The sequence below is a fragment of the Enhygromyxa salina genome, from assembly GCF_002994635.1.
GTDB lineage: Bacteria > Myxococcota_A > Polyangia > Nannocystales > Nannocystaceae > Plesiocystis > Plesiocystis salina_B.
In genome coordinates, this window is record NZ_PVNL01000066.1 from 1 (window position 1) to 18731 (window position 18731).

At 70.3% G+C, this 18731-nt stretch carries 19 protein-coding genes; 14 read left to right on the forward strand and 5 right to left on the reverse strand.

What is annotated here, in order from left to right; all coding sequences use genetic code 11:
* The 5 genes from ENSA7_RS43785 to ENSA7_RS17545 all read left to right on the forward strand — a co-directional run.
* A partial coding sequence (locus ENSA7_RS43785; protein WP_181233839.1) for a hypothetical protein occupies positions 1-830 on the forward strand: 830 nt, incomplete at its 5' end.
* An 80-nt stretch (positions 831-910) separates the two neighbouring features.
* Positions 911-1333 (forward strand): hypothetical protein, encoded by a 423-nt coding sequence (locus tag ENSA7_RS17535; RefSeq protein ID WP_106090448.1) that lies wholly within the window; start codon positions 911-913, stop codon positions 1331-1333.
* A gap of 105 nt (positions 1334-1438) precedes the next feature.
* Positions 1439-3502: a hypothetical protein gene (locus ENSA7_RS17540; protein WP_181233840.1), complete on the forward strand. Its 2064-nt coding sequence runs from the start codon at positions 1439-1441 to the stop codon at positions 3500-3502.
* Between the two features lie 64 nt (positions 3503-3566).
* Positions 3567-3710, forward strand: a complete 144-nt coding sequence (locus ENSA7_RS43790; RefSeq protein WP_181233841.1) for a hypothetical protein — start codon at positions 3567-3569, stop codon at positions 3708-3710.
* A 55-nt stretch (positions 3711-3765) separates the two neighbouring features.
* Positions 3766-4626, forward strand: a complete 861-nt coding sequence (locus tag ENSA7_RS17545; protein ID WP_106090450.1) for a hypothetical protein — start codon at positions 3766-3768, stop codon at positions 4624-4626.
* A 37-nt stretch (positions 4627-4663) separates the two neighbouring features.
* On the opposite strand, the gene ENSA7_RS17550 is transcribed toward ENSA7_RS17545, so the two are convergent.
* Positions 4664-5332 (reverse strand): redoxin domain-containing protein, encoded by a 669-nt coding sequence (locus ENSA7_RS17550; protein ID WP_106090451.1) that lies wholly within the window; start codon positions 5330-5332, stop codon positions 4664-4666.
* A 56-nt stretch (positions 5333-5388) separates the two neighbouring features.
* On the opposite strand from ENSA7_RS17550, the gene ENSA7_RS17555 reads away from it, so the two are divergent.
* The 4 genes from ENSA7_RS17555 to ENSA7_RS17570 all read left to right on the forward strand — a co-directional run bounded on the left by ENSA7_RS17555 (position 5389) and on the right by ENSA7_RS17570 (position 9764).
* Complete coding sequence (locus tag ENSA7_RS17555; protein WP_181233842.1) at positions 5389-6405, forward strand: alpha/beta hydrolase; 1017 nt, start codon at positions 5389-5391, stop codon at positions 6403-6405.
* Positions 6402-7592: an aminotransferase-like domain-containing protein gene (locus ENSA7_RS17560; protein WP_181233843.1), complete on the forward strand. Its 1191-nt coding sequence runs from the start codon at positions 6402-6404 to the stop codon at positions 7590-7592. The genes ENSA7_RS17555 and ENSA7_RS17560 overlap by 4 nt, the downstream gene beginning before the upstream one ends.
* Positions 7593-7790: 198 nt before the next feature.
* On the forward strand, positions 7791-8999 hold the full coding sequence (locus ENSA7_RS17565) for a fibrinogen-like YCDxxxxGGGW domain-containing protein (protein ID WP_146157810.1): 1209 nt from the start codon (positions 7791-7793) through the stop codon (positions 8997-8999).
* A gap of 12 nt (positions 9000-9011) precedes the next feature.
* Positions 9012-9764 (forward strand): lysophospholipid acyltransferase family protein, encoded by a 753-nt coding sequence (locus tag ENSA7_RS17570; RefSeq protein WP_106090455.1) that lies wholly within the window; start codon positions 9012-9014, stop codon positions 9762-9764.
* Between the two features lie 22 nt (positions 9765-9786).
* Here ENSA7_RS17570 and ENSA7_RS17575 read toward each other — a convergent pair whose 3' ends face one another.
* Genes ENSA7_RS17575 through ENSA7_RS17585 form a run of 3 tightly spaced genes read right to left on the reverse strand, consistent with a single transcriptional unit; the run spans position 9787 to position 12862 of the window.
* A complete protein-coding gene (locus tag ENSA7_RS17575) occupies positions 9787-10641 on the reverse strand; it encodes an STM4011 family radical SAM protein (protein ID WP_244923833.1) in 855 nt (284 codons plus the stop codon).
* Complete coding sequence (locus tag ENSA7_RS17580) at positions 10641-12017, reverse strand: STM4012 family radical SAM protein (RefSeq protein ID WP_219907990.1); 1377 nt, start codon at positions 12015-12017, stop codon at positions 10641-10643. Before ENSA7_RS17580 ends, ENSA7_RS17575 begins: the two co-directional genes overlap by 1 nt.
* Entirely contained in the window at positions 12014-12862 is an 849-nt protein-coding gene (locus ENSA7_RS17585; protein WP_106090456.1) for an STM4013/SEN3800 family hydrolase, read from the reverse strand. The genes ENSA7_RS17580 and ENSA7_RS17585 overlap by 4 nt, the downstream gene beginning before the upstream one ends.
* 108 nt (positions 12863-12970) lie before the next feature.
* On the opposite strand from ENSA7_RS17585, the gene ENSA7_RS43795 reads away from it, so the two are divergent.
* Together ENSA7_RS43795 and ENSA7_RS17600 are read left to right on the forward strand one after the other, a co-directional pair.
* Positions 12971-15007, forward strand: a complete 2037-nt coding sequence (locus tag ENSA7_RS43795) for a hypothetical protein (protein WP_244923834.1) — start codon at positions 12971-12973, stop codon at positions 15005-15007.
* Positions 15008-15019: 12 nt separating this feature from the next.
* A complete protein-coding gene (locus tag ENSA7_RS17600) occupies positions 15020-15964 on the forward strand; it encodes an alpha/beta fold hydrolase (RefSeq protein ID WP_106090458.1) in 945 nt (314 codons plus the stop codon).
* A 445-nt stretch (positions 15965-16409) separates the two neighbouring features.
* Here the strand turns inward: ENSA7_RS17600 and ENSA7_RS17605 are convergent, their stop codons facing one another.
* Positions 16410-16652, reverse strand: coding sequence for a hypothetical protein (locus ENSA7_RS17605; protein ID WP_106090459.1), 243 nt, complete (start codon positions 16650-16652; stop codon positions 16410-16412).
* Positions 16653-16792: 140 nt separating this feature from the next.
* Between ENSA7_RS17605 and ENSA7_RS17610 the strand changes: the two genes are divergently transcribed.
* Genes ENSA7_RS17610 through ENSA7_RS17620 form a run of 3 tightly spaced genes read left to right on the forward strand, consistent with a single transcriptional unit; the run spans position 16793 to position 18705 of the window.
* Positions 16793-17185 (forward strand): hypothetical protein, encoded by a 393-nt coding sequence (locus ENSA7_RS17610; protein WP_106090460.1) that lies wholly within the window; start codon positions 16793-16795, stop codon positions 17183-17185.
* Positions 17169-17432, forward strand: coding sequence for a 2Fe-2S iron-sulfur cluster-binding protein (locus ENSA7_RS17615; protein WP_106090461.1), 264 nt, complete (start codon positions 17169-17171; stop codon positions 17430-17432). The genes ENSA7_RS17610 and ENSA7_RS17615 overlap by 17 nt, the downstream gene beginning before the upstream one ends.
* The gene (locus ENSA7_RS17620) at positions 17413-18705 is read left to right on the forward strand and encodes an NAD(P)/FAD-dependent oxidoreductase (protein ID WP_106090462.1); all 1293 of its coding nucleotides are present in this window, start codon (positions 17413-17415) and stop codon (positions 18703-18705) included. The genes ENSA7_RS17615 and ENSA7_RS17620 overlap by 20 nt, the downstream gene beginning before the upstream one ends.
* Positions 18706-18731 lie beyond the last annotated feature (26 nt).

Sequence of the window (18731 nt, forward strand, 5' to 3'; positions counted from 1 at the left end):
GCAGGTTGGCGACCCAGATCGCAAGCACGAAGCCCGGCGCGATCACGACGCGGCGCACGCGGGTGTTTGCCGCGCTGCGCCGCGTCGTGATCGCGCCGGGCTTCGTGCTTGCGATCTGGGTCGCCAACCTGCTGTTCGCCAAGCTGCTCGCGGGCCCCGGACGGGCCGCCGCCAAGGCCGGCATGCGCCGGTGGACCTGGTTCGACGATGGCCACCGGGTCCGGGCGATCGTCGAGCTGATCGCGGACGAACCCGCGATCGCGGCCGCGATCAGCTCGAGCATGATCTCGGCCGCGGTCCTGGCCGGGATCTTCTCGGTGCTCGCAGCCCCGGCCATTCTCACGCGCCTCGACGGCCAGCGCTCGCTCGCCTGGATCGTTGGCGCGGTCGGCCGGGAGCTCCCCGCCATGCTGGTCCAGAGCGGGTACGGGCTGGTGTTTCGGGTGATCTGCCTGGGGCTCGCGGGGGCCTGCGCCGCCGGCCTGGGTTCGCGCGGGCTCCCCCTGATCCTGGTCCTGGCCAGCTTCCCGATCTTGGTGCTGGACCGGGCCCGGGCGGCGGTGGTGCTGGACGACGCGCGCCCCTACCACCCCATGACGCTGTTGCGCGCGATCGGGCATGTTGCGCTCCGACCGCTATGGTGGCTGAGCGGGACCCTGATCGAGACCCTCAAGCTGGTCGTGGTCGTCGGCGCCCTGGTCCTGCTGATCCAGACTGGCCCGTCACCGATCTCGATCTGGGTCGTCCGCGCGGCTGGGTTGGCCGCCGTGATCCTGAGCCTGTGGCGAGTGGCGTTGGCGGTCGAGAGCCGCGGCACCAACGCTCCATGAACAAAAGCGCCCCTTTGTCGCCGCCCCAAGATCTGGGACCGTGGGCCGTGCCCGTTCGCGTGCATGAGCCCGGTCGACTCGTGACCGCCGATGCGGGTCGCGTGCACGTGACCCGCTACGTCGACGTGATCACGCTCGAGCTCGCGCAGAAGGCCGAGGCCGACTACCTCGAGTTCTGCGAGCGGATCGGCGGGCGCGTCCCGGTCATGATGATCTCCGAGCGGGTCGTGCCGATGCCCCCGGTCGAGGTCCGACGATTCTGGCGGGAGGCCGCTCGCAAAGAGCCGGGCTATGAAGCCGTCGCGCTGCTGATGACGGGCGTCGTCGGGCTGATGGCCGCAGCCGCGACCCACCTCGGTGAGCAGCTGGTCGAGGTGCTCGGGGTTCGGTTTCGCAGCTTCAAGCAGCCGGCCGACGCCGCCCGCTGGCTGTGTGAGTCGGCCAACTGCGGGGTCGAGCACGACGAGCTGGCCCGACAGATCGTCGCGGTTCAGTCGCTCTGAGGCCGCACGCAGCCGGCGGAACTTGTCGGGTGACGCCCTGTCGTGGGCGCCGTGCTACGCCGTGCAGCTGCGCCCTGGTTGGTTGGATCGACCCTGTTGCTGACCGTGTCCCTGAGCCTTGCGATCAGCGCGGACGCGAGCAACCCGATCCCCAGCTCGAGCGCGGTCCAAGAGCGGGTCCACGACATTCAGCTCGACGCGGGCCCCGACGGCGCAACCCTGGTCGTGACCCGATCGCTGTTCAACCCGGGCCCGCTCCCCGCCCAGGTCGAGCTCCCGATCGACCTGCCATGCGAGGCCGTCCTCGACGAGGTCGCCGTGCAAGCGCCGGGTGAAGCCGGCGGGCTGATCTGGCGGACCGCCGAGCTGCTCGCCGCGAGCGAGGCCTCGGATCGCTGGGCGGCGTGGCTCGAGGGGCCGCCCGCGACCAGCAAGACCGCCTTGAACGCAGACACGGCCGTGCACGTGAGCCGGTCCGCGTGGAGTTGCGAGGCGACCCTCGAGATCTATCCGGTCCCGCCCATGCACGCGCGGACCGTGTCGTATCGGGTGTTCGTGCCCAGCAGCTACGATCGGGGGCGCTACGCGATCGCGCTCCCACGCCTGTCGAGCTACGGCCGCACGCCCACGCTCGCGCTCGCGGCCCCGACCGATCGCGCGTTCGTGCTCAGCGTCGACGGTCAGCCAATCCAGGCGACCGGCGTCAGCCTCGACGGCGACCGCGAGCACCAGCTCGAGTTCACCCCGCGCGACCGCGGCCGCGGTCACGTCAGCGCCGCGGACCTCGATCTCGCGCAGCTCGTCGCCACCACCCCCGCCGCCCTCGCGGCGCTCGACGTCGGGGCGTCCGCGGCCGAGCTCCCGCGCCTGTTGCTGAGCGACTTCGAGGCCCCGAGCGAGCTGGCCCAGCTGCCCGAGGTCCGGCGCGTGGTGGTCGTCGTCGACGCCTCGCGCTCGGTCGACGCTGACGCCCGCGCGCAGCTGGTCGCCCTCGCGGGCGCGTACCTCGAGCAGCTCTCGCGCGGGCGTGGCCAGGACCAGGCCCAGGCCGAGGTGCTGGTGTTCGACCGTGAGGTTCGCCGCGTCTATCACGACTTCGTGCCCGCGAGCTGGGCTGGCGTGGACCTGCCCAAGCTCGACCTCGCCGACGCCAACGGCAGCGAGGTCGGGCTCGCGATCGCGACCGCCCGCGACCTGCTCGCGCGCCCGACCGAGGCCGATGGCGTCGACTGGATCTTGGTGTTGAGCGATCTCTATCTTCGCCATGACTTCCCCGTCGAGCACGCCCAGGCCAGCGCCGCCGCAGCGGCCCCGCGCGTCCACGTGGTCCGGGCGAGCGGGCAGCCGATCGACTTCGAGCCCGGCCCCGCCAGCGATCCCTGGACCGCGGTCGCGCGCGGCGCCGGGGGCATGCTCTGGCAGATCGGCACCCGCGAGCTCGATCGGGAGCTGGCCGCCGCCGAGCTGATCCGCCCCACTCGGATCTGGTCGCTCGCCCTGCAGCTCGAGCTCGAGGGCGCCGGTCAGCGTGAGATCGCCCTCGATCGCTGGCTCGCAGCTGGGGTCACCCGCCGCTACGCCGACCTCGACCACCACGGCGCGCCGCTCGAGCGGGCCTCGTTCGTCGGCGAGGTCTGGGGCCAGCGCCGGGCCTGGACGGCCGCCCCCACCGCCGAGTCCGGGCGGAAGGCCGCGGCCGCGCTCGCCATGCACGACCCCGAGGGCGCGCTGTCTGACGCCGCCCGCACCGCCCTGGGGTTTCACGCCCAGGTGATCTCGCCGTTCACGTCGGCCTGGGCCGTGGCCGGGTTCGACGGCCCCGCGGCCTCACCGAGCGCGGGCCTGGGCACGATCAGCCTGCGGGGCACGGGCGGCTCGTACGGCTGTGGGATCGGACACTCCATGCGCGGCCACGGGACCAGCCACCGGGTGAGCTTTGACTCGCTGGTCCAGGCCGCGCTGGATCGCTGCGCCGCGACCACGGGGCGATCCGCGTTCGAGACCACTGATCTCGAGATCGTGGCCGTGGACAGCCAGGACCGCTGCGTCGAGCGAGCGCTGTGGAGCGTGGACATCAGCCCCACCAAGTCCAACGGGCGCAAACGGATCGCTGTGGAGTACGTGGACGGGGTCCTGACCACGCTCGGCGTCGGCGGCCCCGGCCGATGACCCAGTGTGGTCATCGACACCCGATCGGGCAGATCCTACAGAGCGCGACCTGCAGGCGCCTGCCATGACTTCGACGACCACCACCAAATTCAGCACCGCGCTCATCAACGCCGCCACGACTGGCCCGTTTTTCCGGGCCCTGTTGGCCATGAGGTCAGGCCGGGTGGCCGCGCCCCAGCCACGCCGCCAGCGTGAGCTCGCCGCCTGAGCGCCAGAGCGCCAGAGCCCGAGGCAAGCGCTCGCCAAAGTGCTACCCTCGCCGCATGCCGTCGCCGTTGCTTGGATTGGCCCTCGCCTCGACCCTGAGCTTCGCCCCGCCCGACGACGCCCCCGCGGAGGCGCCGATCATCGTCGTGACGCCCGCGCCCGCGCCAGCTCCCGAGCCGCCGCCGCCAGCCGTCCCAGCCGTTCCAGATTGGGGCCCGAGCTCGAGCGTCGTGGTCTCGCAACCAGCGCCCGCGATCCCGCTCGCCCCGCCAGCGCCGGTGGTTCGAATCCCGCGCAAACCCATGATGGGGATCGGCTTGCTCGTCGGCGCGGGCGTGGCGTTCGGCGTGGGGCTCGGCAGCCGGCTCGATCAGGTCGACTACGCGACGCGCAACTGCGATCGGTGGCAGGCCAGCTCTGCCGGTGGCGCGCCGTTCAACAGCCTGACCGGGTGCTTCGACTACTTCGACTCCCCAGGCCTGGACTCTGGCGACATGTTCGTCGGCGCCGCGTATGGCACGTCCATGGTGCTGACCATGATCGGCTCGGGCGCCCTCGGTCAGCACAAAGCCTGGCAGACCGTCCACGGTGACGGCCGGGTGCGCAACCCCAACACTCGCTATGTGTTCGGGGCGATCTTCACGGGCCTCGGGATCGCCTCGATCGCGGCCCACTACGCGCTGGTCTACACCGACGCGCAAAATCCGTGCACGTCGTGGGAGTGCAACCTCGAGCGTCGGGCGCTGTGGATCGCCGCGTCCGATGGCGGCGCCCTGATGCTCAACACCGGCTTGGGCTTGTTCTCGTGGGCCGGCAACTACCGGCGCAACCTCGAGAAGTACCAGCGACCGCAGTGGTCGGTGTTGCCCGGGGCCGCGCGCGGCAGCGTCGGCGCGACCGCTGCCGTCCGGTTCTGATCAGGTCTGAGATCGAGATCGATCTCGGCGCAGCCGCTCACTCGCAGGGCTCGCCGACGCACGCCCCGGGACAGCAACGCAGCGACTCGGCGGTGCCGTCGAGCACCGCGAGCAGCTCGGCCAGCTCGGGCCGGCGACCGCCGAGCTTGCGGTACGCGAGCTCCCCGGTCGTCGTCAGGACCAGCACCGCGAACTCGAGCGTCGCCGGCAGGTGCTCGACGGCGCCGCTCGAGTCCAGAGAGGTCGCGAACGCGGCGTCGGGATCGGCGGCCACCGTTGTCTGCAAGCGGAGCTCGTCCGCCCAGCGCAGGGCCGCCTCGGGCTCGAGCGGCCGCACGAAGACCAGGGTCGCCGCGCGCGACTCGAGCTGCGCGACGTCACGGTCGAGCTTGCGCACCCAGCTCGTGAGGTCCTCGTGCTCGGACCCGCCGAGCCACACGAGCACCACGGGTCCGGCCGCGAGCGAGTCGGCCAGCTCGAACCGGCCTCGATCGGCGAGCGGCAGACTCAGCGCCTCGAGCCGGTCACCTGGCGCGAGCGCGCCAGCGAGATCGGGATGCTCACCATAGTCACGCGCGAGGATCGGCAGGCGCGTCGGACCAGGCTCGGGTCGCGCGCTCACCCCGGGTCGCTGACAGCCCAGCTGAACCACCACCAGCGCGATCAAGCAGGATCTCAACTCGTGCTGGTAGTGGGCGAACGCCATGACCCGCCGCGATGGTACCTCTGGATCTCGCGGGGTTTTGGCGCGAATGTGGGGTCGTGCTCCGCTCGCTTCGAATCCCGCTGCTGCTCGCCTGCGCCCTGGCAGCCTGCTCGCGCCCCGCGACCACCGACTGTCCGCCGACCGCGACCGCGACCGAAGCCGCGGCCCCGACTCCGCCACCCGCCCCCGAGGAGGAGCCCGAGCCGCTCCCGCCCGCGCAGGTCGAGGCGCTCACGGTCGCGGCCGACGACGGCCACGAGCTTCGTCTGTGGGCGCTGCTGCCCCCGGCGGACGCCTCGCTGGCCAAGCACCGCCCGATCGTCCTGGTCCACGGCCGGACCTGGAGCGCCGTCCCCGACTTCGATCTGCGCGTCGACGACGACCTCTCACTGTCGCTGATGCATGCCCTCGCCACGCGCGGCATCCCGGCCTACGCGATCGACCTGCGCGGCTACGGCGGGACCCCGCGCGACGCCAGCGGCTGGGCCGAGCCCGACCGCGCGGCCGAGGATCTCGCCGCCGCGCTCGCGTACGTCCAGACCGCCCAGGGCGAGGCCCCCGACCTGCTCGGCTGGTCGCTCGGCTCGCTGATCGCCCAGCTGACCGTGCAGCGCCACCCACAGGCCGCGCACTCGCTGATCCTCTACGGCTACCCGCGCGACCTCGACCTCCGCACCCCGATCGCCAAGCCGGACGGCGAGCCCGCCAGGCAAGCCAACACCGAGGCCGCCGCGCGCAGCGACTTCGTGACCGAGGGCACGATCAGCGAGGCCGCGATCGCGGCCTACGTCAGCGCCTCGCTCGCTGCGGATCCGGTGCGCACGGACTGGCGGGCCATGCATCAATTCGACGCCCTCGATCCCGAGCAGGTCGAGATCCCCACGCTGGTCATCCACGGGATCGGCGATCCGATCGCCAAGCAGCTGTGGCAGGCCAAGCTGTTCACGCGCATGACCGTGCCCGACCGACAGTGGGTCGTGATCCCCAACGCCGATCACGCCGCCCACCTCGAGCAACCCGAGCGATTCATGCGGGCGCTGCTCGGGTTTCTCGAGCCCAGGCCGTCGCCGTGACGCTCACCAGCCAAGCTGGCCCGTTCGTGCAGAGCTCCGCGCCGCCGGGCGTGATCAACCTCGGGCTCGGCCAGCCCTCGCCGCGCCTGCTGCCGATCGCCGCGCTCGGACACGCCGCTGCAGCGCAGCTGCACCCCGACAATGATCCCCTCGTGCTTCAGTACGGCACCGCCCGCGGCTACCCGCAGTTTCGCGACTCGCTCGCGGCGTTCCTGACCGCCGAGTATGTCCAGGAGATCTCTCCCGACGAGCTCATGGTCACGGCCGGCACGTCCTCGGCCCTGACCTTTGTCAGCGAGACCTTCGCCACGCCGGGCGCGACGGTGATCGCCGAGGATCCCACCTACTTCCTGGCTCACGACATCTTCGCCAGCGCCGGTCTGCAGGTCCGTGGGGTCCCGACCGACGCGGGGGGCCTCGACGTCGACGCGCTCGAGCAGCTGCTCGCGCAATCGGACACGCCCACGCCCGCGTTCGTCTACTGCATCCCCGCGTTCCAGAACCCGACCGGGGTCAGCCTCACGCCCGCGCGCGCGGCTCGACTCGTCGAGCTCGCCGAGCGCCACGACTTCATCATCGTCGCCGACGAGCCCTACGTCGCGCTGCGCTACGCACTGCCTGACTCCGACGACCATGCCGACCAGGCCGGCAGCCTGACCCGCTACGACCGAGGCCGCGGCCGCGTGCTGTCCCTGGGATCGTTCTCCAAGCTGCTCGCCCCCGGCCTCCGCCTCGGCTGGGCCCACGGCGCGCCCGCGCTGATCGAGCGGCTCATGGCCCACGGCGCCGTGCGAAGCGGTGGCTGCCTCAACCCCGTCGTCGCCAACATCGTGCATCACACGATCGACAGCGGGTTCCTGGCCGCCCACGTCGAGCACCTGCGCGAGGTGTTGGGGGCTCGCTGCCACACGCTGAGCCAGGCCCTGCACGAGCGGATCCCGAGTGCGGCCTTCATCGCGCCACGCGGCGGCTACTTCTGCTGGATCGATCTCGGCGAAGGGATCGACACCCACGCGCTGCTCGAGCGCGCCACGGATCTGCGCTTCATCCCGGGCAGCCGCTGCGCGATCGGGCGCGACCTGAGCCAATGCGCGCGTCTGAGCTTCTCGTTCTATGAGCCCCACGAGCTCGTCGAGGGTGTCGACCGGCTCGCCGAGTTGGTCGCCGCTGAGCTTCGTCACGCCTGATCCCGCTCCTGCGTTTCGCGCTCGCGCACCATGCGTGCGTGAGACCCCAGCAGCCCCCACTGCAAGCGATGCTTTCGTGGGGGAATCGAGTTTGTGTATGCTGGCGCCCCTGGTGGCGACGCCACCACCGGAGCGAGCAACATGCCCTTGAACAGCGTCTCTTCTGCCGGTTACTCCCGGTCCATTCTCCTTGCCTTGATGCTTCCCCTCGCCTGTTTCCGTGGCGGCAGCGACGACGTCGGCTCGACCGACACCGGCACCACGGCGGACACCAGCACAGACGAGACCTGTGACGTCGGCACGCTCGACTGCCCGTGCACCACGGGCGACGGCTGCAACTCAGGGCTCGAGTGCACCGGCGGCATCTGCACGGAGATCATCGCCGACTGCGGCGACGCCGTGGTGGAAGGCGACGAGCTGTGCGACGACGGCAACAGCGACAACACCGACTCGTGCACGACCTTGTGCATGCCGCCGAGCTGCGAAGACGGCATCGTCAGCGGCGATGAGATCGCCGCCGACTGCGGGATCGCGGCGTGCAACGTCGGCTGCGACTTCGGCGAGGCCTGCACGATCGCCAACGACTGCCTGTTTCCAGTCTGCGGCCCCGGCGGCCCGGACAACACCAACATCTGTCAGTTGCCCAAGAGCTGCCTGGACTGGCGCATGTTCACCCCCGCGGCCGGCGACGACGTGATCACGATCGACCCCGATGGCGCCCTCGGACCGATCGCCGAGATGGACGTGTTTTGCCACATGAGCAAGAACGGCGGCGGCTGGACCCTCGTGTTCACCGCCAGCGACGACGACAACGACACCTGGACGTGGAACAACCGGGCCAAGCTCGCCGGTGAGCCCGACGTGGTCGGCGACCTCGCCACGACCAACCTCGACTTCATGTCGCCGGCCTATCACGCGCTCCCGGCCACGGACCTGCTGTTCATCCACCAGCCCTCCGACGTCTGGGCCCACTACGCCAACGTCGGCGTCGGTGACCAGACCCTCGGCGACATCATCTTGGCCGCCGGCTCGCCGGTCTGCGACTACGGCCTCGAAGGCAACGGCCACGAGCTCGCGGGCGGCACCCTGACCGAGTCCGGCCAGCTGTGCGACACGGATCTCTACTTCAACCTCGGTGACCACGAGATGGACCTGGCGGCCTGCATGGACTTCGGCTCGGGGTCCAACACCGCGTCGTTTGGCCCGGTGTGGAGCGCCGACAAGGGCGCTGGCTGCCCGTTCGACGACCCAGCCGAGTTCGGTCTGGGCCCGCACGGCCCGTGTGGCGTGTGCCCCATGGAGTTCCCCAGCACCGAGTTCAACTACCTCGGCTTCGCCAACGCCCTCAACCTCAACACCGGGGCACAGGGCGCAGGCGAGAACTACATGCAGATCTACGTCCGCTAGAGGTACCCGGCCGTGGCCGACCCGCACACCAAGGCGACCCTCCGCGACTGGTCCCGCTCGATCCCAGCCACCGCGCTGCTGGCATCGACGATGATCACCTGCGACCTCCCGCTGCGGGCCGTCAACAAGCTGCTCGGCCGCGCGTCGCTGGTCGACGCCGGTCACCAGCTCGCCAAGGTGATGTGGCAGGCGTTCGCGCTGACTGGGGCCACGCTCGACGTCGTCGGGCGCGAGCACGTCGACCCCAACGAGCGCTACCTGATCGTCGCCAACCATCAGGGCTTCTCCGACGTGATCGTGATCGCCACGGCGCTGCGCGAGCTCCAGCCCCGCTACGTGGCCAAGCGCGAGCTCGCCCACGGGTGGCCCAGCATCTCGTACCTGATCACCGCCAGCGGCTCGGCGGTCATCGATCGCAAGCACCCCGAGGCCGCGATCGCCGAGATCGAGCGGCTCGGTCGCGACGCCAAGCGCGAGGGCTGGAACGTCGCGATCTTCCCCGAGGGAACTCGCGCCAAGGATGGGGTCGCCCGGACCTGGAAGCCGCGCGGGACCAAGGCCCTGCTCGAGGCCACGCGGCCCTGCAAGGTGCTGCCCGTGTCCCTGGTCGGTGGCTCGGAGCTGTTCGCCCACAACGCGCTCCCGTTCAAGGCCGGCGTCCACATGCGCTGCCACGTGCACCCGCCGATCGAGCCGCCCGAGCCCAACGAGGACTTCGCCGCGTGGCTCGAGGCGGTCCGCCAGACCGTGGCTTCGGTCCTGTAGCGCGGCTACAGCATTCGAGCGACTACAACATCCGCGCTGCGAGGCCGTCGCCGAACCGGCTGCGCAGGCCCAGGCGATCGAGCTGGACATAGCCAATGAAGCACCCGCAGCTGGACTGCGGACACGGCCGATCACCGAGCATCGCGTCGAGCGCATCGACATACAGATTGCCGAGCGACTGGTCGACAAAGTGACAGCGGCTGACCCGGCCGTCGCCCCGCACGAACAGCGACTCGCGGCCGGCCGCGCAGCTCGCTGCCAGGCTCGGCTGGCGCACCGCGTTCGTTGCAAACAAGGGATCGATCGCCGCGAGCCGCTCGTGCTCGCCGGCTTGGTAGTAGCCCGGACCCGCGCTCTTGTAGGCGTTGATCCACAGGTACACGTCGCCTCGCAGGCGCGCCCGCAGCTGCTCGATCAAGCCAAAGTGCTCACGCAGGCCGACCACGCCCACGCTGTAGCGGATCGCCAGGGCGTCGAGCGTGGCGCAGCGAGCCACGAACGCGTCGACGCTGGTCTCGCTCGGGTGAAACGTCGTCCACAGCCCGAGGGTTCCCCGCTCGGCCTGCGCGAGCGCGTCGAGCTGGCTCGACAGGTTGGTCTGGATCGCAACCGCGGCCACGTGATCCATGTTTGACAGCTCGACCAGGGCGCGCGCGTAGTAGGACCGGATCAGCGCCTCGCCCCACGGCGTGAACAAGATCGAGAGCCGCCGTCGGTGCCGGTTCACGTCCCGACACCAGGCCACGAAGCGGGCGAGGTCGGCCGCGTCTTGCTGAAGCTCGGCTCGGGAGCTGACCTGCTTGGCGAACGGGCAATAATCGCAGTCGTAGTTGCAGCTCGACAGCGGCCCGCGCCAGTTGATGTGAAGATCGAACATCAGCGCAGCTCGAAGTCCTGAGAGGCCGCGCGCACGGCCTCGGAGTAGAGCCACGGGGCGATCGCGTCGGCCCACTCGAGCCCGATCGCGGTCGGCCGCAGGTGGCCCTGGTCACCCTCGATCAGCTGGTGCGCGCGCAGCTGCTCGAGCTCGTCGGCAAACTCGTGCTCGACGGAGGCCCCGAACCGGTCCGCGTACTCGCTCAGCGACAAACCCTCGCGCTGCAGCAGCGACTGGATCAGCCAGCGCCGCCGCTGCTCGTCGCCGTCGAGCTCGATCCCATACCCGACGGTCCGCAGCTGGGCGTCGCTGCGATCGATCCAGTCCCCCACGATCTCGCGGATCCCCGCGTTGCCAACCGCCCAGTCGTCGCTGTAGTGCAGCGCGCGAGTGTACGAGCGAGCCCCGACGCCCAGCCCGATCATGCCGTCGGCCTGGCAACAGTAGACCGGCCCCGCCGCGCCGGTTGTCGGCCGCTCGAACATGCGCATCGAGACCTGTCGGTAGCCGAGACCCAGCAGGTGATCCCGACCCGCCCGCAGGCACGCGAGCCGCTGATCATCCCAGCTTCGCTCGCGCCGCCCGAGCCCGGTCAGCGGCCGCTGGTAGAGCGGATACAGGTAGAGCTGCTCGGGCGCCCACTCGAGCGCGCGATCGATCGCCGCCACGAAGCTGCGCGGCGTCTGGCCGGCGATGCCGTAGATCAGATCGATGTTGAGCGTGGCGAAGCTGTGCTCGCGGATTCGATCCAGCGCCTGCTCGCCCAGCGCGACCGCCTGGGGCCGACCGAGCGCGCGCAGCTCGTCGGCGAAGAAGCTCTGGATGCCAATGCTGATCCGTGAGGTCCCGCGGGCCTCGAGCACGGCCAGGCGCGCCGTCGTGCACGTCTCGGGCGAGGTCTCGACCGAGCCCGGGGTCCCCGCGAGGTCGAGGCCAAACCGATCGTCGAGCAGCTCGAACACGCGCTCGAGCTGCTGTGGCTCGAGCAAGGTCGGCGTGCCCCCGCCGAGCGCCCAGCGAGCGAAGCGAGCGTTGGGGATCGCCTCGTGGACCGCGTCGATCTGGCGCGCGAGCGTGTCGATGAAGCGCCCGGGGAGCTCGGCGGCCGGGTGCTTTTGCGTGAACAGGTTGCAGAACCCGCAGCGGACCCCGCAAAACGGCACGTGGACGTACAGGAACAATCGATCGTGATCTTCGCTGGCCCACACCTCGCGCAGTGAGCGGGGACGCGCGAACGCTCGGTAGGCCGTCTTGTGCGGATAGGCGTAGCCGTACCCGACAAACGGCGAGCCCTGCAGCAGCGCCGCGACGTCTCGCGGACGCGGATCTCGGCCGTAGCCGCGGACCCGATTGCGCGCGGTCTCGGGCGTGCTCACGCGCTCGCCCCCAGGTCAGCAGCCGCGCCAGCTGGGAGCTGGGGCAGCAACAGCTCCGCGTAGGGCACCTCCCACACGACCGGGTGTGCGAGCCGGTGGCCGACGTAGCCGTCTTCGCCGTAGGCCGTGCCGTGGTCCGAGCACACGATCGCCAGCAGCGGCGCGCGTCGACGCAAGGCCGCGAACAACGGCGCGAGCTCACCGTCGACGTAGGCCAGCGCCGCCGCCTGGGTCTCGGCGTCGTCGCGCTCGCGGCCCGCGAGGTAGTGGCAGTTGGGCTGGTGCAGGGCCGAGACGTTCACGAAGCAAAACACGCGGCGCGCGTCGGGCAGCGCGGCGATCCGCTCGCGACACCACGCGACCTGATGGCGCGTCGAGGCTGGATCGGTCACGCCGAACTCGGGACACCAGCGGTGCTCGTCGAACAACCGGGGCATCGCGCTGCCGAGCGGCGTCGAGTCGTTGAAGAACCCGACCCCGCCCGCGCAGATCGAGTGGTAGCCGCGACCGCGCAGGCCCGAGACCAGCTCGGCAGCTTCGAACACCGCGGTGCGCTCGCTGATCGTCTCGCTGCCGGGGAACGCCATCGCGAACAGCCGCGGGTGCGGACCCGGCTCGATCGGCGTGGGCAAGAACCCGGCGAAGAACGCCTGATGGGCCGCCCAGGTGAAGCTGCCCGGGGTGTGCCGCCGCTCCCAGCCGCCCGTGGCAGTCTCGCGCAGCAGCGAGGCCAGGTACGGTGTGTCGCCCTCGCGCAGTGATCGATCGGCGACGTCGTAGCGCAGGGTATCGAGGGTCACCACCAGCAGATCGTGGGTCCCCACGCAGGCTGCGGCGTCGATCATGGGCGTGGTTCTAACCCAGATCGGCCCGCGATGGATCCCACACCAGCGATCTGCGCGGCAGGCATATCAACCGCCCGCGCGGACTCAGACCATACTACCCTCGCGGCCGTGACTCGCTTGTCTAGCCGTTGGCCCGCGTCGCTCGTCAGCGCGCTGCTCTCCCTGTCTCCGCTCGCGTGCAACACCGCCCCCCCGCCCGCAGCCAACACCAGCACCGAGACCAGCGGCGACGGCGACGGCGATCCAGGCGACGGCGACGGCGATGGTGACGGTGATCCGGGCGACGGCGACGGCGACGGCGAGGCGATCGTCGACTGGCCAACCCTCGACTGCGATCCGCTGGTCCCCGAGCTCTGCGGGTTCCCGTTCCCCAACAACGTGTTCTCGGAGGCGGACCCGAGCACCCCCACCGGCCGCCGGCTCGCGCTGAGCCAGGCGCTGATGCCCAAGTCCAGCTACGCGCCGGACCCGAGCGGCTTCAACACCAGCGACGGGTTCTCGCCGTCGAGCACGATCATGACCTTCATGCCCGGCGGCACCACGACCGGGCTCGCTACCCCCGTCACGATCGCCAGCTCGCTCGGCCCCGACTCGCCGACGATCCTGATCGACACCAGCACCGGAGCGCGGGTCCCCCACTGGGCCGAGTATGACGTGTCCCACACGGACGACTCGCGCCGGGCCTTCATGATCCGCCCGGCCGTGCGCCTCGAGCCGGACACCCGCTACATCGTGGCGATCCGGCAGGTCGTCGATCAGGCTGGGGTGCCGCTCCCGGCCAGCGAGGGGTTCGTCGCGCTGCGCGACGGAACCCCCAGCGACGAGCCCTCGATCGAGCAGCGCCGCCCGCTCTACCTCGACATCTTCGCGCGCCTGGCCGACGCCGGGATCGAGCGCGAGACCCTGCAGCTCGCGTGGGACTTCTCGACCGCCAGCGACGAGAACGTCACCGGGAGCGCGGTCCACCTGGTCGACGAGGGGCTGGCGTTGATCGGCCCCGACGGGCCCGACTATGTGATCGACCAGGTGACCCTGGACCCGACCCCTGGCATCGCCATGCGGATCGAGCTGACGATGACCGTGCCGCTGTTCCTCGATGATCCAGGCGGCGGCGGCTCGATGGTCTACGGCGACGACGGCCTGCCCGAGGCCAGCGGCACCGCCGAGTATCCCGTGCTGATCCACGTCCCGACCACCGCCGCCGACAGCCCCGCGCGGCTGATGGCCTACGGCCACGGCATGCTCGGCTCACGCTGGGAGATCACCGCCGATCACCTCGAGGCGCTCGCCGCTGATCACAACGTGATCGTGTTCGCGACCGACTGGGTCGGGATGGCCGAGGACGACGTCGACAACATCGTGCAGCTGCTCTCGACCGGCCACATCGACGACTTCCACACGGTGCCCGATCGCCTGCAGCAGGGCTTCTTCAACGCGTTCGCGGCCATGCGCCTGATCCAGGGCAAGCTCGCCGACGACCCGATCATGCAGGGCGTCGGCGGCAGCATGGTCGACCCCGTCGACCCCTGGTACTTCGGCGGCAGCCAGGGCGGGATCTTTGGCAGCTGCTACATGGCGCTGAGCCCCGACGTCACCCGCGGCGTGCTCGCGGTGCCCGGCCAACCCTACAGCCTGCTGCTCAACCGCTCGGTCAACTTCTCGCAGTTCTTCACGCTGATCAACACGGTCTACCCGGACAAGCTCGACCTGCGCTTGTTCGTGGAGCTGGTCCAGCTGCAGTGGGACCGAGCCGAGCCCTCGGGCTTCACGCGTCACATCATTGAAGATCCGCTGCCGGGGTCGTACGAAAAAGACGTCCTGTTGTTGGTGTCGATCGGCGATCACCAGGTCACGACCCTCGGCGCGCACATGATGGCCCGCGAGCTCGGGGTCCCGCAGATCGGCCCGGCCAACCGCCCAGATCTGTTCGAGATCGACGTGGTCGAGCAGCCCTACGCCGGCTCGGCGATGATCGAGTACGGCTGGGGGCTCGGGCCCGAGCCGATCGAGAACGTGCCGATGACCGAGGGCGAGGACCCGCACGGCAAGCTCGCGGACATCCCGATCGCGGTGATCACCGTCGAGCAATTTTTACGCACAGGCGTGGTCGAGAGCTTCTGCGACGACGTCTGCGACCCGATCTGAGCCGGCCGAATCATGCTCGAGAACAACTGGATCAGTCTGGGAATCGCGGCGGCGCTGCTCGTGAGCGCGGGCGGCTGCAACGTGGTCACCATGACCGAGCACCAGCTCGAGCGTCGCTTCACGCGGGCCGAGCTTTCAGCGCAGACGCTGGACACCGAGGGGATCGCCATCGCCTATCACGACGGCGGCGCAGACAAGTCCAGTGAGCACACGCCGGTCCTGCTCCTGCATGGGTTTGGCGCCTCGGCGATCTGGCAGTGGCCGCACCAAGTCGAGGCGCTGGCCGAGACCCGGCGGGTGATCGTCCCGGATCTCCTGTGGTTTGGCGACTCGATCGCCGACGCCCAGGACTTCTCGCTCGACGCCCAGGTCCACGCCGTGCAGCTGCTGCTCAACGAGCTCGAGCTGGGCCAGGTCGACGTCGTCGGCGTCAGCTACGGCGGGCTCGTGGCCCATGAGCTGGCGGTCAACGAGCCCGATCGCGTGCGCAAGCTGGTCATCGTCGACAGCCCCGGTCGGGCCTTCTCGCTCGCCGAGTACCGGGCGCTGTGTGATCGCTTCGATGTCGACTCGGCGGCGGACTTTCTGATCCCCAAGGACGAAGCCGGCGTCCAGGTCCTGCTCGAGCTCGCCTACGAGCGCCCACCGAAGGCCCCGGGCTGGGCCAAGCGCCAGATCCTCGCCGGCCTCTATGTGAAGCACTCGGCCCAGAAGGCCGCGCTGATCGACACGCTGGTCGCCGACATCGATGGGTTCACGAGCCGCCCCCTGCCCGCCCCTCGACCCACGCTGGTCGTGTGGGGCGAGCATGATCCCGTGTTCCCGCTCGACGCCGGCCAGCGACTCTCGACCATGCTCGACGCCACCTTGGTGGTGATCCCGAACGCCCGACACGCGCCGAACATGGAGCACCCGAAGCCGTTCAACCGGGCGCTGATCGAGTTCCTCGACGAGTGACGGGCGCTGCCCACGGTGAACCAGTTCAGGAAGGGCGCCGCCAAGCGGGCGAGGAGCCTCGTCCGAGCTGAACCAGTTCGCCCCGGCCGCTCAGGCGCTCCGAGCGGCCGACGAGGCCGTGCTGTCGGACCACGGCTTGGCGGCCGCCTCGCCGAAGCTTTGGCGCTCATGAAGCTGACATCGCGTTGTCTTTGCGCAAGCCTGCGCCGTCGGTGCGTGGTAGCGCAACGGCACCCATGCTCGCCAGGTCGATCATTTTTTCACTGGTCACCGCATGTGGACTCACCACATCAACACGTGTCAGTCCGTGCTGTATTGCGGTGGCACTTGGTCCAAGGCTGACGGACACGTCGCGTGCACTGGCGACAAGTGAGCTCGAACGGCTCGAGCTCTTTCACTGGTTCGCCCACTGACACCCTGGTCGCCGATGACCCGCCTCCGCGACTCAGGCGCCACGCTGCGAGCGGCCGACGTGGGCCTGCTGCCGGGCCCCGCGGACCATTCGGTAGGTCAGCACCGAGCCGCAGCTCATCGCCAGCACCTGGCCAGCTAGCTTGATCTCCTCTGCGGGGGTCTGCTCGTGCCCGGGTCGGGCCTGCAGATCCGGCCGTATGCTGATCATCAAGAGGATGACGCCAAACAACAACCCCGAGAACAGGGTCCAGGAATTTGTGATTCGCTCGAACATGGGGATACCGGTGCTTAGAGCCTCTGCAGCGACTCGAGGGTTCAAAAAATCCGATATCAGCTCGGGCTCGGGCTTCTGACCGGAGCCAATGACAATTTCGCCCTCGCGCTCGCCCGGGGTGCGGTGATAGCGTCTGCGGCATGCGAGCGTCGGACGTCCTGCTCTCCGTGATTGTCTCGTGTGGGCTCGCGCTGGCGGGGTGTGATGGCGGCGAACCCGGCGGCGATGCGCAGAAGCCCCAGGACAACGCCACCGCACCGCCGGTCCCGGGTGCCAGCCCGGCGTCGGCCGGGACCGCGCCGGGGAGCGTCAACATCCAGATGGGCGCCGACGCCAAGGTCCAGGCCAACGAGCACGGCTCGGTCGTGCGCGACGGGGCTGGCAACGAGGTCAGGTCGGACGCAAACGGGGCTACGATTCGCGGCGCCGACGGCAGCGCGGTCGTCACGGACAAGCACGGCAACATCGAGGTCAAGGCGGCCGACGGCACGTCGGTCAGCGTCGACGCGCAGGGCAATGTCAAAATCGACTAGCCCGCGCGTGGCGATCCACGTCGATGGCGAGCGGGTCGACGTCCCGCCTGGCGCGAGCTTGGCCGCGGTGCTGCTCGACCTGCGGCTGGCCGGCCGCGGGGTGAACCCCAGCTGGGCGCCGATCTGCGCGATGGCCAGCTGCTTTGGCTGCCTGGTGCGCGTCGACACCCACGAGCAGGTCCGCGCCTGCACCGAGCGCTGCCGCGAAGGCATGCGAGTCGATACCCATGCTCGACCGCCAAGCTGACGTCTGCGTGGTCGGAGCCGGTCCCGCGGGCCTGGCCGCCGCGGTCACGGCCGCCGAAGCGGGCGCGCGCGTGATCATGCTCGATCAAGCCCCGAGCCCCGGCGGTCAGATCTGGCGGCGCGATTTCGACGCCCCCCCACCCGCGGCAGCCTGCGCGTGGCTCGAGCGGGCCGAGGCCGCGGGCGATCGGCTCGAGCGACTGCACGGCGCTGCCGTCGTCGACGGGTCGCTGGAGCCGACCACGCTGGTGACGTCGAGCCGGGCGGGCGCGCTCCGGATCACCGCCGCCAAGCTGGTGATCGCGTGTGGGGCGACCGAGCGCTTCTTGCCGTTCCCGGGCTGGACGCTGCCTGGTGTCGTGGGGGTTGGCGCGCTGCAGGCGTTTGCGAAGCAAGGCCTGCCGGTCGCGGGGCGCGAGCTGGTGATCGCGGGAACCGGACCCCTGCTGCTGGCGGTCGCGGCCGACATGATCCAGCGCGGCGCCAAGATCATGGCGATCGTCGAGCAGAGCCCACGCCGCAAGCTGATGGGACTGGGCGCGAGCGCGCTGCGGCACCCGAGCAAGCGCAGGCAAGCGGTCGGTCTTGCCGCTCGCCTGGCGACCGTCACCCAGCACTTCGGAGCCTGGCCCGTGGCGGCCGAGGGTCGCGACGCCGTCACCCACGTGATCATTGATCGCGAGCGCGCGCTCGGTCGGCGCGAGCAAATCCGGCTGCGCTGCGACCTGCTCGCGTGCAGCTTCGGGCTGGTGCCCGAGACTCGGCTGGCGGCGTTGCTCGGGCTCGAGATCCGCGACACGGCGATCGTCACCGACACCCACCAACGCGCCATGCTGGCGAGCTCGCAGCCGGTCGGGCCCGCGAAGCTCGCGGTCTTGGCGGCCGGCGAGTGCTGTGGGATCGGCGGCGTTGATCTGGCGCTGATCGAGGGCGAGATCGCTGGCTTGGTGGCGGCCGATCGAACGCCGCCGCCAGCCCTGCTCGACCGCCGCGATCAGGAGCGCGGGTTCGCGGCGCGGCTCGACAGCTGCTACTCGCTGCGCCCCGAGCTGCGTGAGCTGCCCGCGCCCAGCACGATCGTGTGCCGCTGCGAGGGCGTCGTGCTCGAGCGTCTGCGCGGGTTTGCCGACCCGCGCGCGGCCAAGCTGCAGACCCGCTGCGGCATGGGTCCATGCCAGGGTCGGGTCTGCGGTCCGGCGACCCAGACCCTGTTCGGCTGGGCCCAGGATCGACCTCGCGCTCCGCTGTCGCCGATCCCGATCGATCAGCTGTAGACCGGACCAGCGAATCGGCAATACTC